Annotated in this window: 12 protein-coding genes; 3 read left to right on the top strand and 9 right to left on the bottom strand. The window is 67.5% G+C overall.

The window, feature by feature from the left end; translation table 11 throughout:
- Nucleotides 1-61: 61 nt before the first annotated feature.
- The 6 genes from U5805_RS06155 to U5805_RS06180 form a co-directional block, all read right to left on the bottom strand.
- Nucleotides 62-397, bottom strand: coding sequence for a DUF2322 family protein (locus U5805_RS06155; RefSeq protein WP_322102633.1), 336 nt, complete (start codon nt 395-397; stop codon nt 62-64).
- A 97-nt stretch (nt 398-494) separates the two neighbouring features.
- Complete coding sequence (locus tag U5805_RS06160; protein WP_322102561.1) at nt 495-1,874, bottom strand: amidase; 1,380 nt, start codon at nt 1,872-1,874, stop codon at nt 495-497.
- Nucleotides 1,875-1,913: 39 nt separating this feature from the next.
- Entirely contained in the window at nt 1,914-2,615 is a 702-nt protein-coding gene (locus U5805_RS06165; protein ID WP_322102562.1) for a DUF2848 domain-containing protein, read from the bottom strand.
- Between the two features lie 83 nt (nt 2,616-2,698).
- On the bottom strand, nt 2,699-4,009 hold the full coding sequence (locus tag U5805_RS06170) for an MFS transporter (RefSeq protein WP_415914540.1): 1,311 nt from the start codon (nt 4,007-4,009) through the stop codon (nt 2,699-2,701).
- Nucleotides 4,010-4,077: 68 nt separating this feature from the next.
- The gene (locus tag U5805_RS06175) at nt 4,078-4,731 is read right to left on the bottom strand and encodes a DUF4286 family protein (protein ID WP_322102564.1); all 654 of its coding nucleotides are present in this window, start codon (nt 4,729-4,731) and stop codon (nt 4,078-4,080) included.
- 108 nt (nt 4,732-4,839) lie between these two features.
- A complete protein-coding gene (locus tag U5805_RS06180; RefSeq protein WP_322102565.1) occupies nt 4,840-5,988 on the bottom strand; it encodes a LysR family transcriptional regulator in 1,149 nt (382 codons plus the stop codon).
- A gap of 293 nt (nt 5,989-6,281) precedes the next feature.
- Here U5805_RS06180 and U5805_RS06185 point away from each other — a divergent pair, with 293 nt between their 5' ends.
- A complete protein-coding gene (locus tag U5805_RS06185; protein WP_322102566.1) occupies nt 6,282-7,454 on the top strand; it encodes a porin in 1,173 nt (390 codons plus the stop codon).
- A 20-nt stretch (nt 7,455-7,474) separates the two neighbouring features.
- On the opposite strand, the gene U5805_RS06190 is transcribed toward U5805_RS06185, so the two are convergent.
- Nucleotides 7,475-8,935, bottom strand: a complete 1,461-nt coding sequence (locus U5805_RS06190; protein WP_322102567.1) for an MFS transporter — start codon at nt 8,933-8,935, stop codon at nt 7,475-7,477.
- A 268-nt stretch (nt 8,936-9,203) separates the two neighbouring features.
- Between U5805_RS06190 and U5805_RS06195 the strand changes: the two genes are divergently transcribed.
- Nucleotides 9,204-10,835: an EAL domain-containing protein gene (locus U5805_RS06195; RefSeq protein WP_322102568.1), complete on the top strand. Its 1,632-nt coding sequence runs from the start codon at nt 9,204-9,206 to the stop codon at nt 10,833-10,835.
- Nucleotides 10,836-10,928: 93 nt separating this feature from the next.
- Here the strand turns inward: U5805_RS06195 and U5805_RS06200 are convergent, their stop codons facing one another.
- Both U5805_RS06200 and U5805_RS06205 read right to left on the bottom strand, forming a co-directional pair.
- Nucleotides 10,929-11,420: a hypothetical protein gene (locus U5805_RS06200; protein WP_322102634.1), complete on the bottom strand. Its 492-nt coding sequence runs from the start codon at nt 11,418-11,420 to the stop codon at nt 10,929-10,931.
- Nucleotides 11,421-11,799: 379 nt separating this feature from the next.
- Nucleotides 11,800-14,841 carry a PAS domain S-box protein gene (locus U5805_RS06205; RefSeq protein ID WP_322102569.1) on the bottom strand — a complete coding sequence of 1,014 codons (3,042 nt, stop codon included), beginning with the start codon at nt 14,839-14,841 and terminating at the stop codon, nt 11,800-11,802.
- A gap of 355 nt (nt 14,842-15,196) precedes the next feature.
- Here U5805_RS06205 and U5805_RS06210 point away from each other — a divergent pair, with 355 nt between their 5' ends.
- Complete coding sequence (locus U5805_RS06210) at nt 15,197-16,063, top strand: Ku protein (RefSeq protein ID WP_322102570.1); 867 nt, start codon at nt 15,197-15,199, stop codon at nt 16,061-16,063.
- The last annotated feature ends 26 nt before the right edge of the window (nt 16,064-16,089 follow it).

Raw genomic sequence — 16,089 nt, forward strand, 5'->3', positions numbered from 1 at the left:
TCGATGCGCGAGCCTTTTGCCGGCACGGCGCGCGAGGCGCCGCGCCGTGTTCAAGCGCTCATCAAGCCTTGACGACCTCGATCTTCAACGCCGGGCCGCCCGCCGCGATTTCCAGCAGGCGATCCACGTTCGGATGCGCGCCCGGACGATGACGCGCGTCGGCGGTATGTTCGGCGAACACGGCAAGACCGTGCTCCGCCGCGCGCGCGTCGAGCGAGCCGAACGCTTCGCGCAGATAGTAATAGACCGCGAGCGAGCCTTGCTTGCCGGGCTTGTTCTCGATGCTTGCCAGCACCGCGCCGTGGCCGTCGGCGAGATCGAGGCGCTCGATGCCGTCGATGGCCGGCAGTTGCGCGAGATTTTCCTTGAAGACGTGGCCCGGTTGAATCGGCTGAATCACAGCAGTGCTCCGTTGATCGATGAAATGGGCCGTATCTTAGCCGATCGTGCGCACTACGGCCTTCGTCTTGAGGCGATGCCTTCCGATGGCCGTATCAAGCGCCCTCGAACACGGTTTCGATGGCCGCCGCCACGCGCAGCAGGCTCTCGTCGCTGCCGCCGAGCGCGCCCACGCTCAGGCCAACCGGCGCCGCGCCGCGCGGCATGCACGGCAGCGAGACCGCGCAGCCGTCGAGAAAATTGACCGTCGACGGATTGCGCAGCACGAGCGCATTGGTCGCGGCGAAATGCGCCGCATCGGCTTCGAGCGCGGCGATCGCGGGCGGCACGATGGGGACGGTCGGCATGAGAAAGCCGTCGAAACCGTCGAGCGCGGCGCGCGCCTGAGCGATGGCGGCGGCGCGCGCCGCGATCAGGTCGATATAGTCGGCGGCGAGCGCCGTTTCGCCGATACGGATGCGCGCCAGCACGCGCGGATCGTAGCGTTGCGCGTGCGCGGGCAGGCGGTCGCGGTGCGTCGCGTACGCTTCGATCGGCGAAAAACCGAAGCGGTTGATCGACGGCAGCGCGTCCAGCAGCGGCAGGCGCAACGGCGTGAGTTGCACGCCCGCGCGCGACAGGCGGCCGAGCGCGGCTTCCCAGCTTTCGGCCACGTGCGCGTCCATGCCTTCGGTCACGTAGTGGGTCAGCACTGCGAGGCGCAGGCCGGCGGGCGCGGCGGCGCGCGCCTGCACGGCGGCTTCGTCGAGGCTTGCGCCGCAAAGCACGCGGTCGATCAACGCGCAGCAGGCCACGCTGGGCGCGATCGCGCCGACCGAATCGAGCGTGGTGGAGAGCGGGAAGGCGCCGTGCGTGGGCACGCGCCGCGCGGTGGGCTTGAAGCCCGTGAGGCCGCAGAACGCCGCGGGAATGCGCAGCGAGCCGCCCGTGTCGCTGCCGAGTCCCGCCGCCGCCATGCCGAACGCCACCGACATCGCCGCGCCCGACGACGAGCCGCCCGCCACGCGTTGTTCGCCGTTTTCCGCGCCGGGCCACGGCGAGCGCGGCGTGCCGTACCACGGGTTCACGCCGAGCCCTGAGAACGCAAATTCGCTCATGTTGGTGCGCCCAAGCGGCACCGCGCCCGCGCCGCGCAGCCGCGCCACGGCGCTTGCGTCCCGCGCGGCGGGCGCGGCGTCGTCGAGCACGCGCGAGCCGGCGCGCGTCGGTTCGCCCGCGACATCGAACAGGTCCTTGATGGAAACGGGCAAGCCCGCGAGCGGCGAAAGCTTCACGCCCGCGCGGCGCAGCGCGTCCTGGGCGTCGGCCTCGCGCTGCGCGCGTTCGGCATTCACGGAAATAAAGGCGTGACCGCCGTTGCCGCCTTCGGCGGCGATGCGTTCGAGCGCGGTCTCGACCAGCGCGCGGCTCGTGGTGCGGCCCGCTTCGAGGTCGGCGGCAAGTTGCGACAGCGGCGTGGCAGGAGCGAATGACATGGGGTTCCGGGCGTGAATACTGGAGAAAGAAGCGGGCCGTCAGGCCACCACGGGCAGCGCGCGAATCGCGTAGCGCGCGCGCAGGCTGCGACCGAGCACCGGATCGTGCAGTTCCAGCTCGAACGCGTCGCCCGATTCCATCGCCGCCATTTCGCCCTGCACGGCCAGCGTGCCGCTGTACATCGCGCTGCCGGGCGGCAACGCGCCGTCTTCGGTGTAGCGGCGCCAGAGGTCGGCGGGCGGCAACAGGCCGTCCACGGCGCCGCTCTGGTACGCGCGCGCCGCGCCGCTCGCGCGGATCAGCGTCGCACGCATCGTCAGCGTGTCCCAGTGCGCGGCCACGTCTTCGTAGCGCCACGCTTCGCGGCCGAGCGGCTTCGGGCACACCTGCTTCGAAACGGCCACGCTGTACGCCTCGGCTTTGCGGTCGGTGTGATCGGAGCCGATCGTCACGAGCGTGCCCAGCGGACTCGCGAGCAGCACGCATTCGATTTCGCCGCTCGTGTGCGTGCCGAGCACGTCGACGGTTGCGGCCTGGCTCAGTTGCTCCGCGCCCACGCGGTAAAAGAGCGGCGTGCCCGACGGCGGCGCGACGCCGAGCGCCGCGAGTTCGTCGATGTGATGCTGGATGGCGTGTGCGTCGCGCCCGGCCCAGCCGGCAATCACGAGCGTGTCGATGTCGAGTGTGAGCGGCGTGGCCGCGCCGCCGGCCGGAAGGACGGTGAAGGAAAGCGTCGTCATGATGGGAAGTTCGGGGAAGGTGGAGCGAGCCCGGCGCGCGAAGCCGTTCGGGAACGGCCCGCGCGCCGGGCGCAAGTGCGGGTTCAGTCTTGCAGCGGGCGTCGCGCGGTTTCGCGCGCGCAGAGCAGCGCGATGCCCGTGACGACCAGTGCGCCCGTCACGTAGAGCGACACGGCCGTCGTGCCGTGCGAGGCGCGGAACAGCGCGACGATGATGAGCGGCGCGAAGCCGCCGCCGAGAATGCCTGCGAGCGTGTAGGCGAGCGAGGAGCCGGCGTAGCGCACGCGGGTGGGGAACTGCTCGGTGACGAACGACGCTTGCGGGCCGTACATCACCGCATGGATCACGAGGCCGACGATCACGGCGAGCACGATCAGCGCGGGCTGCGAGGTGTTCATCAGCATGAAGAAGCCGAATGCCCACACGATGGCCGCGACCACGCCGCCGAGATACACGGGGCGGCGCCCGAAGCGGTCGGAAAGCGCGCCGAACAGCGGCACCGTGGCGGCGTTGCAGGCGGTGCCCGCGAGCACGGCGGTGAGCGCGAGCGAGCGCGAGAGGTTGAGCACCGTGGTCACATAAGTGAGCGTAAAGACCACCAGCAGCGCATAGAGCACGTCCGAGCCGATGCGCGCGCCGCCCGCGACGATCAGGCGCCGCCAGTGCTGCTGGAACACTTCGAGCACCGGCACCTTGGCCGTGGCGTGCGCTTCGCTGAGCTTTTCGAACGCGGGCGTCTCGCCCACGCTGCGGCGCACCCACAGGCCGAAGCCCACCAGCAGCAGGCTCGCGAGGAACGGCACGCGCCAGCCCCAGGCGAGGAAGTCGTCGGAAGAAACGGCGAGCGTGATGACGGCGATGAACCCCGTGCCGAGCAGCGTGCCGAACGACGGCCCGACCTGCGCCCACGACGCGTTGAGGCCGCGCTTTTTCTGGTCGCCGTGTTCGACGGCGAGCAGCACCGCGCCCGCCCATTCGCCGCCCAGCGCGATGCCTTGCACGAAGCGCAGCGCGACCAGCAGCATCGGGCTCAGGATGCCGGCGCTGGCGTACGTGGGCAGCACGCCCATGAGCGCCGTGGTCAGGCCCATCAGCACGAGCGTGAGCATGAGCACGGCGCGGCGGCCCACGCGGTCGCCGAGATTGCCGAAGATGAAACCGCCGAGCGGGCGCGACACGTAGCCCACCGCGTAGGTCGAGAACGCGAGCAGCGTGCCCGCGAGCGGATCGACGGAAGGGAAGAACAGGTGATTGAAAACGAGCGCGGCGAGCGTGTTGTAGACGGTGAAGTCATACCATTCGAGCGACGTGCCGATCATGCTGGCCGTGGCGAGCCGGCCGCGTCCGGCGCGCGCGCGGCCGGCCGCCGGGGCTTCTTGTGCGAGAGAGTTCATCGGGTTCTCCATCTGGGTGCTGGCGTCGTTATTCGCTGGCGGGGCTGGCGGGGCTGGCTGCGCGCGCTTCACGCGCCGAGGCGCCAGAGCATGTCGAAACTGCGCACCGCGCCGGGCTCGACGTCGGCGGCCTGGGCGAGCGCTTGCGCGGCGGCGCGCGCCGCGTCGTTCGAACTGGCTTCCACGAACACGACGGCGTCTTCCTGCGCGGCGCGCGGCGCAGCGCCGTCGCCCGTGGCAAGCGGCGCCGAAAGCGCGCCTTCGGTGCGGAACACGCGCACGGCATGCACGCCGGTTTCGCGTGCGGCTTCATGGGCGCGGGCGCACCAGTTCGAGGCGGCGAGCGCGTGCGGCGAAGCGACGAAAATCGCGAGGTGCGCGCCTTCGCCTTCGCCCGCTTCGAACGCGAGTTCGCCCACGCGCCGCTGCGTGTCGCGCATGCGTGCGAAGTTGCGCAGCGACCAGTCGGTTTGCCCGGAGAACGCCTGGCGGTAGGCGTCGCTGCGAAATACGTCGAGCGATTCGGTGACGTAGAGCGCGAGGTAGCGGCGCGCCGCGCCGTCGTTGGCGAGAAAGCGGCGCGCGTGGCGAAAGCCGCGAATGCCCACGCGTTCCTGCATGTGCTCGCGGTCGTACCAGGCGTTGAAGTCGGCTTCGGCTTGCGGGTCGGTGTCGGTCCAGATGCAAAGCTGGCCGGCCGGGGCGTGCGGTGTGAGGCTCATCGGGTCTTCCTGCGCAAAGCGTTGAGTCGTTGAATCGGTCAGCGCAGTTTGGCGAGAGCGGGGCATTTCGGTCCAACAAGAAAAAAAATACGCAGTGAAAGGGTTTTCTTATCGCTTGCGGGCGGCGCGCGGCGCGCGCGGCCGGGCGGGCGCCTGGGCGGGTGTGAGGTTGGCGCTCGCGGTGGCGTTGCGGCCCGCGTTGCGCGCCGCCGTGGCGTTCGACTGGCTGGCCGCTCGGTCCGCCGCTTCGCCGGCGTGTTCCGCCGCGCGCCCGCTCGGGCGCTTCGCGGCCGCGCGCGCGCCGCCGGGCGGTTGGTTTTCGTCGATAACCCTGCCGGCCGGCGCCTTCCCGCCTTCCAGCTCCGGCCCCAAAGCCAGCACGAAAGCGCGCGCCTGCTCGCCCGCGAGTTCGGTGACGCGCGCCGCCATCGGGTGATTCTGCAAGCGGTAGCTCGCGACGAGCGGCAGCGGCACGAAGCCGCTTTCCACGTCGAGCACTTCGAGCGCGCCTTCGCGCAACTCGCGCTGGATGATGGCGGGCGGCAGCACGCTCACGCCGAAACCGTCCGCGACGAGCCGGATCATCGCCGCCACGGAGCTGATGCAATTGATGCGCACGGGCCGCTCGACCGCGCGCGCGAACTCGCGTTCGAGCGCGATATGCGGCCCCGAATGACGCGAAAAGCTGATGACGGGAAATTCGGCGAGGCGCGCCAGATCCACGGCTTGCCCCGAAAGACCGAGCGCCGGACTCGCGACCCAGCGCATGGGGAATTCGCAAAGCGGTTGATCGGCGAACTCGCGGTCGTTGAGCGCGTGCGTTTGCAGGATCAGATCCACGGCGTCGGCGCGCAGCAGTTGCGCGAGATGGATCGTGGTGTCGCTCGTCACCTCCACTTCGAGATGCGGAAAGCGCTCGCGCACGCGCGCCATCAGCGCGGGAAACCAGCTATGCACGATGGACTCCACCACGCCGATGCGGATCAGCCCGCCGTCGCCGCTCGCGTCCTCCACCTCGCGGCGCATTTCCTCGCCGAGATTCACGATGCGCTCGGCGTACGCGAGCATCTTGCGCCCCGCGGGCGTCAGCGTGGCCGAGCGCGAATTGCGGTCGAACAGCCGCACGTCGAAGCTCTCCTCGAGCGACGCGATGCGGCTCGACACGGCCGCCTGCGTCGTATGCAGCTTCTCCGCCGTGAGGCGAAAATTCTGCAAACGCGCGAGCCAGATGAATGTTTCGAGAAACCGGATGTTCATGGTGCGCACGGGCGTGGGACATAGCGAGCCCGCATCATAACGCGCCGTTTTTTTTGTCGATTTGATCGCCGTCCAGTCTCGCCGTCCGGTCGCAATGGCGGCCAGTGTGGCGATCATTGATAGCAAAATCTTTTCAGCGCGAAATTGTTTTCTTGTTGGACCGGGCAGGCCCGAAATCGCAACACTCTCGCATCGACCAGCCCCGCGCTCCGATCGCCGCCGCTCACGTCGTCTCCCGCACGGCTTCGCGCCTGCGCCGACCGATCGGACTGCTAAATAAAACGAGGAATCAATTGAGGAAAGCTTTCGCCCCCACGCGCCCCGTTCTGACCGCTTTCGCGCTCGCCGCTTGCGCCGGCGCCGCGCACGCGCAATCGAGCGTCACGCTCTACGGCACCATCGACACCGCGCTCGTCTACGCGAACAACGCGGGCGGCAAGCATCAGGTGGAAATGAACAGCAGCAACGTGCTCGGCAACCGCTGGGGCCTGCGCGGCTACGAGGATCTCGGCAACGGCGCGGGCGCGCTTTTCCTGCTCGAAAACGGCTATTCGTCGAACACCGGCGGCTTTCAGCAGGGCGGCGATCTGTTCGGACGCCAGGCCTACGTGGGCCTCACGTCGAAGCAGGCGGGCACGCTCACGCTCGGCCGCCAATACGATTCGGTCGTCGATTTCGTGGGGCCGCTGATCGCGGGCACGCAATGGGCGACGTATCTGGGCGGACACCCGGGCGACCTCGACAACACCAACAACGACTATCGCTCGAACAGTTCGGTGAAGTACACGAGCCCCACCTGGAACGGCTTGCGCGTGAGCGGGCTTTACAGTTTCGGCGGCGTGGCGGGGCAGTTCAGCCGCAATGCGATCTGGTCGCTCGGCGCGGGTTATGTCAACGGGCCGCTCACGCTCGGCGCGGCGTTCGTGCATGTCGAAGATCCGAACTTCTCGTACTTCGGCAACAACGCCACGTCCAGCGCGAGCGCGAGCAACATGGCCGCGAGCCGCGTTTATTCGGGCTATGCCTCGGCGGGCAGCGAGCAGATTCTCGCGCTGGGCGGCACCTATCGCGTGGGCGCGGCCACGCTCGGCGCCGTGTACACGAACACGCAGTTCCGCGATCTGGGCGCATTCGCGAGCCTCGATCCGCGCGGCTACAGCGGCGCGGCGAAATTCCATAACGGCGAACTCAACGTGCGCTATCTCGTCACGCCTTCCGTCCTGCTGGGCGCCGCGTACGATTACACGCACGGCTACGGCGTGAACCGCGTGAATTACCAGCAAGGCGATCTGGGCGCGACGTATATCTTTTCCAAGCGCACGCAGGTGTATCTGATCGGCCTTTATCAGCATGCCTCGGGCACGGATTCGACGGGCCAGGCGGCCGTGGCGAACATCAACGGGCTTTCGGCGTCGTCCACGCCCAACCAGCTTGCGGTGCTCGCGGGCATCACGCACAAATTCTAAGGATGCCGAAGTAACACGCGCTATTCGTCGCCGACCGCCGACAACGGCGCGGCGACGTGTTCGAGCGATTTGCGCTCGGCGTCCACGCCCCAGATGGCCGCAACGATCGCCGCGCCGATCATGAGCGCCGACCCCACCAGATAGCCCGTAAACACTTCGCCGCGCTGATGCGTGTCGATCAGGCGCCCGAAAAACGCCGGACCGACGATACCGCCCAGCGCCGTGCCGAACGCGTAAAACACCGCGATGGCGAGCGCGCGAATTTCCAGCGGAAACGATTCGCTCACGGTCAGATAAGCGGAACTCGCCGCCGCCGAAGCGAAGAAAAAGATCACCATCCACGCCATCGTTTGCGTGATGACCGTCAGCATGCCTTGCTCGAACATCCAGCCGCTCGCGGTAAGCAAAATGCCGGAAATCGCGTAGGTGGCCGCGATCATGCGACGCCGGCCGATCACGTCGAACAAGCGTCCGAGCAGGATCGGCCCAAGAAAATTGCCGAGCGCGAAAGGCAGCAGATACCAGCCCACCGCGCCGCCGGGCACGCGATAAAACTCCGTGAGCACCAGCGCATAGGTGAAGAAAATGGCGTTGTAGAAGAACGCCTGCGCGGTCATGAGCGAAAGCCCGACCAGCGCGCGCCGCCGATGCACCACGAAGATCGCGCGCATCACTTCGCGAAGCGGCGTACGACTGCGCGCATGCAGGCGCAGCGGCTTGTGCGAGGGTTCGTCGAGCGTATGGCCTTGCTCGCGAAAACGCGCCTCGATGTCGTCGACGATACGCTTCGCTTCGTCGTGCTCGCCGTGCGTGAGCAGCCAGCGCGGGCTTTCGGGAATCCAGCGGCGCATCGGCAAGATCGCGAGCGCCAGCACCGCGCCGATCAAAAAGCACGCGCGCCAGCCCCAGTCGGCGGGAAGCCGATGCGCGTCGAGCAGCACGAGCGAGCCCGCCGCGCCGATCCCCGCGCCCACCCAGAACGTGCCGTTGATGCTCAGGTCGGTCCAGCCTCGCACGCGCGCCGGCGTGAACTCCTGGATCGTCGAATTGATGGCCGCATATTCGCCGCCGATGCCCGCGCCCGTGAGCGCGCGAAACAGCACGAAGCTCGCGAAACTCCACGAGAGCGAGGTGGCCGCCGTGGCCAGCAGATACACCGCGAGCGTGATGAAGAACAGCTTGCGGCGCCCGAGCCGGTCCGTGAGCCAGCCGAAACCCAGCGCGCCCAGCACCGCACCGCCAATGTAGGCGCTGCCCGCGAGGCCAACCTGCGCGTTGTCGAAATGCAGCACCGGGCTGGCTTTCAGCGCGCTCGCCACGGCGCCCGCAAGCGTGACTTCAAGGCCGTCGAGCAGCCACGTCACGCCCAGCGCCACGACGATCAGCACGTGAAAGCGCCCCCACGGCAAACGGTCGAGTCGCGCGGGCAGCGTGGTTTCGACGATGGCGGGCGCGTCGGTCGACGTGGTGGGCGAATTCATCGGCGCGGAGTCTCCTGGTATTTTCGGCGGATTCGTCGGATATGTCGGCTTCGGCGGATAAGGCCAGGCGAATGGCGAAAGCGGCTCGGGTTGCGGATGCGCATGCTGCATTCCCGGTGCATTTCTCCAACGGATTGCGCCGTAAAAATCGTCAAACAACAGGCGCTGTCGTATCATTTCCGTCATACAAAAAACGGCCGGTTAGACTGCGCGACGAGAGGCACAGGCGACGCGACTGTGTGCGCGGGCCGCACGATACCGTGTACTCATGACATCAAGTGCCGCCTGGTTTCCCATTCGTAAGCGCCCGTTGTCGGGCGTCATGCCCACCTTCGCGCTCGCGGCCACCTGCGTGTGCGCACTGGGCTTGCTGCTGCTCGCCATGATTGCGGGCGTGCGCGAGGGCACCGAGTCGATACGCGCGCGCGAGCGGTTGATCGCAGTCGACATGGTCGCCGCCGTCGAACGCATGCTGGACAGCGTACACACGTCGCAACGCGGCGCGCTGGCAGCGCTGCCCGGCCAGCGCTGCGAAAGCGTGGCGCGCCGCTTCGCGGAGCTGCGCACGCACGTCAACTACGTGCGCGGCGTCAATCTCGTGGCCAACGGAAGGATCTATTGCTCGTCGGCGCTCGGGCCGCTCGACCGGCCGCTCGCGCCGTTTTTCGCCACCGTTCCCGCGCGCACTTCGATCAACCTGATCGGCGGCTCGCCGTGGCAACCCACCGTGCCCGTGATGCCGCTTTACGTGCCCACGCACGACGGGCTCGGCCTGCTCTACGTGATCGAATCGACCTATATCACCGATGCGCTCGCGCACGGCGTGCGCTATGGCGCGTCCCGCGTCACGCTCACGGTTCCCGGCGCGGGCACGCTCGACGACCTCGGTGTCTGGACTTCGGCGCAGGCGGCGCAAGAAGCCGCCGACCATGCGCCAGGCCGTCCGGGCGCGCGCGCCGCCGCGCAGCGCTGGGGTTTCGACGTGAGCGTGGCGTTCGCGCCGGCCGCCTACGACGCGGCGCGCTGGAAATACTGTTTGATGTTCGGCGCGGCGGCGCTGCTCGTCGATCTCCTGATGGGCGCGATCTGGCTCATCGCGTTCGCGCCGCGCCGGCTGCTGCTTTCGGCGGTCGAGCGCGGGCTGCGGCACGGTCAGTTTTACGTCGTCTACCAACCCGTGATCGAACTCGCCACGGGCAGCGTGAACGGCGTGGAAGCGCTGATCCGCTGGAACCATCCCAAGTTCGGCGCGATCAGCCCCGCCGTGTTCATGGCCGATGTCGAGGCGAGCCGGTTGCTGGGCCGCATCACGCGTTTCGTGCTGGAGCGCGCGAGCACGGAAGGCGCGCGCATGAGCGCGCAGGCGAGCGGTTCGCGGCCGTTTCATGTTGCCGTGAACGTGGCGCCCGCCGACTTCGAGCGCAAGAACTTCGTGTCCGACGTGCTCGCGGCCGTCGAGCGCCTGCCGCAAGGCGTCGTGCTGATTCTCGAAGTGACCGAGCGCTTCCTGCTTGAAAAGCGCCCGCATACCGAGGCGATTTTCGAAACGCTGAAGGCGCGCGGCGTGCGTTTCGCCATCGACGACTTCGGCACGCATCACAGCAATCTCGATCTGCTCGCGCGCTTTCCGTTCGACTACGTGAAAATCGACGGGCAGTTCGTGCAGCAGCTCGAGCGGCGCGGCGATCAGTTGATGAAGGGCATCGCGGCGGTGGCGAGTCACTTCGGCATGGAGATCATCGCGGAGGGCGTGGAAACGCAGGCGCAGCATCAGATGCTATGCCGTCTCGGCATTGCCTACGCGCAGGGTTTTTATTACCAGCGCCCCGGCCCGGCCGCGAGCGTCGCGCATCTGCCGTCCGAGAACGGCGGCCTCGCGGTGGCGGTGCGGCCGCTATGAATGCGGTGCTGTGCCGCGCGAGGCGGCAACCTCATGCAACGATTTCGTCGCTCATGAAAAGGAGTGCTAAGGGATTCGGGGCGCGTGCCGAACTTAGAAGCCTTTGCGCACCGTGAGCGTCGCGCCGGTATCGTGCGACTTCAGCACGGCAAGCCGCGCCGTTGCCGAGAATACCCAGTCGTCCACCGTCAACGACAGTCGCCGCTGCGGTTGCGCGCCGAGCGTAAGCGTTTGATTCGGCATTTGCACGATGGAGATTTGCGGCGCCGTGGAAGGGCCGATACGTAGCGCGCTCGCCGTGGCGGCGGGCGCCGTGTCGCGCCGGTTCTTGCTGCCGGCGGGCTTCGCGAACGAGAATTCGTTGGTGTCGAGCGGCGCGCTATAGAAGTTTTCCATTTGCGCGTAAAAAGGATCGGCTTGATGGGACTGGCTTGCCTGATATTGCATTTCGTAGCGATGCAAATAGGCCGTAGTTTCCGGCAACGATGAACCGACTTCCATCGGCACGGTTGCAATATTGGCAACCGTGATGGTTTCGGGCACGTCGGCAGCAGGGCCGTCGGCGAGCGCGTATCCGCTCAGCATAAGCAAGAGAGCGCCGACGATCCTTTCGTTCAGGCACGTCATGCATGCCTCCAGAAGTGGAATAGCGAATGAGTGGATTAGAACCGTGTCATTTCCAACTGCTATTGAACTTCACTGACTGAACTCACTGCCAGGCGGATATCAGGTACACCAATTCATTGTAGTCTCTCCATTGCGAGCCGCCAGCCGAATCTGCGCAGCACGGCGCATACCCGATGCAACGGATGCAGGGTCAATCATTTTCAGTCCGCCGATGAATTCGCGGGCGCGTCGATGAATCGTCATAAGACATTCTGTCATCGCCCCGTCGAATCAAACCGCAGGTTCAGTAACGTGCCGCGACATGCCGCGACATGCCGCGCGCCGGCGAACCGCAGGCTCAATGTGCGATGAGCAAGTCCAGAAGCGTGCGGAAATCGACGGGCTTGGTGAGATGCGAGTCGATGCCGCTCATGCGCGAGCGCAGCCGGTCGGCGTGCTGGCCCCAGCCCGTGAGCGCGACGATGAACACGCCGCCGAAGCGCCGGCTCTGGCGAATGTGCCGCGCAATGGCATAACCGTCCATGCCCGGCATGCCGATGTCGAGCACGATGGCCTGGGGCAGCGCCTGCGGCGCGGCCGCTTCGAGCGCCGCGAGCGCGGACGCGCCGTCGTAGGCCACATGTACGTCCGCGCCTTCGCTTTGCAGCACCATTGCGAGCGAATCGGCGGCGTCGCGGTTGTCGTCCACCACGAGAATGCGCTTGCCCGCGAGCGGCTCGCCGGGGCCGGGCCGGCTCGCGCGCCCGCTTGCCGTTTCGGCGCGCGAGACGCTTTCCTCGCGCAAGAGCGGCAGGCGCACCGTGAATTCGCTGCCCTTGCCGGGTCCGGCGCTCGCGGCCTCGACCGTCCCGCCGTGCATGCGCACGAGGTGGCGCACCATCGTCAGCCCGATGCCCAGGCCGCTCGGGCTGCGCATGGCCGAACGCTGCAACTGCGCGAACATTTCGAATGCCTTGTCGATTTGTTCCGCCGACATGCCGATGCCCGTGTCGCGCAGCGCGATCACGGCCCAGTCGCCGTCGCGCCGCGCGCTCAGGTGAATGCGGCCGGACTTGTCGGTGTAGCGCGCGGCATTGTTGAGCAGATTGGTGAACACCTGGGTGAGCCGCGTGCTGTCGGCGTTGAGCATCAGCGGCGCCTCGGGCATCGACACCGTGAGCGCGTGGCCCGCCTGGTCGATCGCGGGGCGGCTCGTTTCGAGCGCGTTGCCGACGATCTCCGCGAGCGCGACGGGCGCCTTCACGAGCCCGATCTTGCCGCGCGTGATGCGCGACACTTCCATCAAGTCGTCGATGAGCCGCACCATGTGATGCACCTGGCGATCGAGCATCTCCAGGATCGGCCGCGAGTCGGCGGACACGTCGTGGCGGCGCAGCAGATGCATGGCGTTGGCGATCGGCGCGAGCGGATTGCGCAGTTCGTGCGCGAGCGTCGCGAGAAATTCGTCCTTGCGCCGGTCGGCTTCCTTGAGCGCGTCCTCGGCGCGCACCGCCTCCGTGATGTCGATGGAAACGCCCACGTGGCCGCGATATTCGCCGTTCGCCGAAAACCACGGCGCGCAGCCCGTCTCGAACCAATGCCAGCTTTCGTCCTTGACCTTGATGCGAATGCGGCTCTGAAACGCGCTTTGCTCGCGCTGCGCCGCTTGCAGGCTCGCGAGAAAGCTCGGCAGATCGAGCGGATGCACGATCGCATGCCACGCGGTGAGCAGCAGCTCGTCGGGCGTGAGGCCGATGGCGGCCAGATAGCGCTGGTTCAGATAAACGGTGTTGCCGAGCGTGTCGATCTGCCAGATCAGCGCGGGCGAGGCGTCGGCGAGCGCGCGAAACCGCGCTTCGCTTTCGCGCAGCGCTTCCTGCGCGGTATGACGGTCGTCGATGTCGATGTTCATGCCCACCCACTTGCGCACGCTGCCGTCGGCGTTCCAGAGCGGCGCGGCGCGCAGGTTGGTCCAGCGCCAGCCGCCGGTGGCGATTTGCAGGCGGAATTCGGCGTTCACCACACGCTGCGTCGCCACGGATTCCTTCCAGTTTTCCATCGCGAGGGCGCGGTCCTCGGGATGCACCGCGTGGAACCAGCCGTCGCCGAACCATTCGTCGGCGGGCTGGCCTGTGTACGCCGACCAGCTCGCCGAGGGCCTTTCGGCAAGACCTTGCGCGTCGGTTTCCCAAACGGCCTGCGCGAAGCCTTCCACGAGCGCGCGAAAGCGCTCCTCGCTTTCGAGGCATTCGGTTTCCACGCGGCGGCGCTCGGTGATGTCGAGCACGAACTCCGCGCATTTCGACTCCATGCCCGCGCCCGAAAGACGCGTGGGCGCGAAAAGTCCCCACCAGTGCGTGCCGTCCCTGCGCACGAGTTCGCGCTCGTAGGGCTGCGTGCGCCCGGCGGTGGCGAGGTCGTTGACCGCGCGCGTGGTCACGCCCAGCGCGTCGAGCGGCACGCGCGTGCGGCTGCGCGCCTCGCGCTGCGCATCGCGGCCGCGTTCGCGGGCCGGCTGGGCGCGGGCGGCGGCGCGCAAATCGGCGCGGCTATAGCCGCTCATTTGCTCGAAGGCTTCGTTGGCGTCGGCCATCGTGCCGTCGAGGTTGAAAAACAGCACGCCGACGGTGTCGATCGACACCGCCGCCTGCAAGCGCGCCTCGCTTTCGTGCAGCGCGGTTTCGGCCTCGCGCCGATGTTTCGATTCGTCGCGCAGGCGCGCGTTGACGTCTTGCAGCGAACGCGTGCGCGCGGCCACCTGGGCGGCGAGATTTTCGCCCGCGTTCTGCGCGTCGCGCAGCGCGCGTGTCATCCGGTGCGCGGCGCACGCGCACGATGCGAGGTCTTGCAGAAGGCGCGCGTCCTCGGCATCGAAGTGCTTGGCCGGGGCCGGGGCCGCGTCCAGGTCCGCACCCGGCGCCGCCGCGTGGGTGAGCGCCCAGACGGTGCCCGCCACCTCGCCGTCCACGATCCAGGGAACGTGCAGCGCTTCGTCGATGGCGGGCTCGATCGTGTGATAAGGCGCGAAGCAGCGCCCCGGCCGCTCGAACAGCAGCAACGCATTGCGCTCGGCCACCGTTCCGCAGGCGCACGCGTCGCGCGGGAGCGCGCGGTTCAGATGCGCGGCGTACGCGCCCGACACCGCGCACCAGCGCACCACGGGTTCGCCGCCGTCGCGCTCGAACACGCTCACGCCTGCCGAATCGGCGCCGCAGAGCGTGCGCGCGAAGTCGGCGACCTTGTGCAGGACACCTGAAGGATTGCGCGCCATTTCCTGGGCGAGCGCCGCCAGCGCACCGCTTTCGCCCTCGTAGTCGGACAGGCGACTGGGCCGGCTCGCCAGCAGTTCGGTAATGAGGACGTCGTCGACGTTAAGCGCGGATGCGCCATCGTCCGGCATGCTTCAGCCTCCCTTGGCTCTCGCCGTGACACCTGCCGCGCAGTGCGTTGCGGCGCGATGTCTGGCGCTTGACTCCCGCACAGCATTGCTTATTCCCGTTGCCGGTTCCGTCATGCGGTTCGTCAACCGACGCGGCGCGGTCCCGTCGCGGTCCCCTGTTACGCCTGTGTTGCGGCCCTTTTTGGTAACTTCCGTAATGATTTCCAGCCGACGACAAGGCGAGCCCCCGGCTAACGTCGCGCGGTCGTTTGCTCCGGCGCAAGACGAGTCGATACATAAAGCGCAACGCGCGGGCATCGCGATTGCTTGATGAAAGCTTCCCCGACGACCACCTCACCTGCGAGGAGAACCCCTCATGCCGCGCGCGATCTGGAAGGGCGCCATCAGCTTCGGGCTGGTGTACGTGCCTATCGAAGTCTTTCCGGCCACGCAGAGCGAACACACGGGCTTCAATCTGCTCGACAAGCGTTCGCTCGACCCCGTTGGTTATCAGCAGATCAACAAGCGCACGGGCAAGCCGATCAAGCGCGAGGACATCGTGCGCGGCTACGAGTATGAAAAGGGCGCTTACGTGGTGATGTCCGACGAGGAAATCGACGCGGCCAGTCCCGAGCAGACGCAAACGGTCGACATTCTCGGTTTTGTCGAAGCCGCCCAGGTATCGTTTCTCTATCTCGACACGCCTTATTGGCTCGCGCCCGACAAGCGCGCCGGCAAAACCTACGCACTCCTGCGCGATGCGCTCGCGGCGAGCGGCAAGATCGGCATTGCGAACGTCGTGCTGCATAGCCGCCAGCATCTCGCAGCGCTGGTGGCGGCCGGTCCCGCGCTGGCCTTGCAAACGCTGCGCTGGTCCACCGAGGTGCGCGACATCGACGAAATCCAGGGTTTGCCGAAAAGCGCGAAGGCGGCGGGCGTGAGCGCGGGCGAACTGAACATGGCGAAGAAGCTCATCGACGACATGAGCACGACGTGGGACCCCGCGTCTTATCACGACACTTACCGCGACGCCATTCTGGCGCTCGCCGATCGCAAGGTGCGCGAGGGCAAGGCGCACGAAATCATGCCGGTCGAGCACGCCGAAGCGCCGAGCCGCAGCGCCGATATCGTCGATCTTTCCGAACTGCTCAAACGCAGTCTCGGTCAGCGCAAGGGCGGCGCGGGCGAGGAGGAAGCGCCGCGTGCGAAACCCGCGGCGAAGCGCGGCCGCAAGGCGGCGTGAGCGATGTGACGAATGCCGCGACGACA

Source organism: Paraburkholderia sp. J41 (assembly GCF_905220235.1).
Classification (GTDB): domain Bacteria; phylum Pseudomonadota; class Gammaproteobacteria; order Burkholderiales; family Burkholderiaceae; genus Paraburkholderia.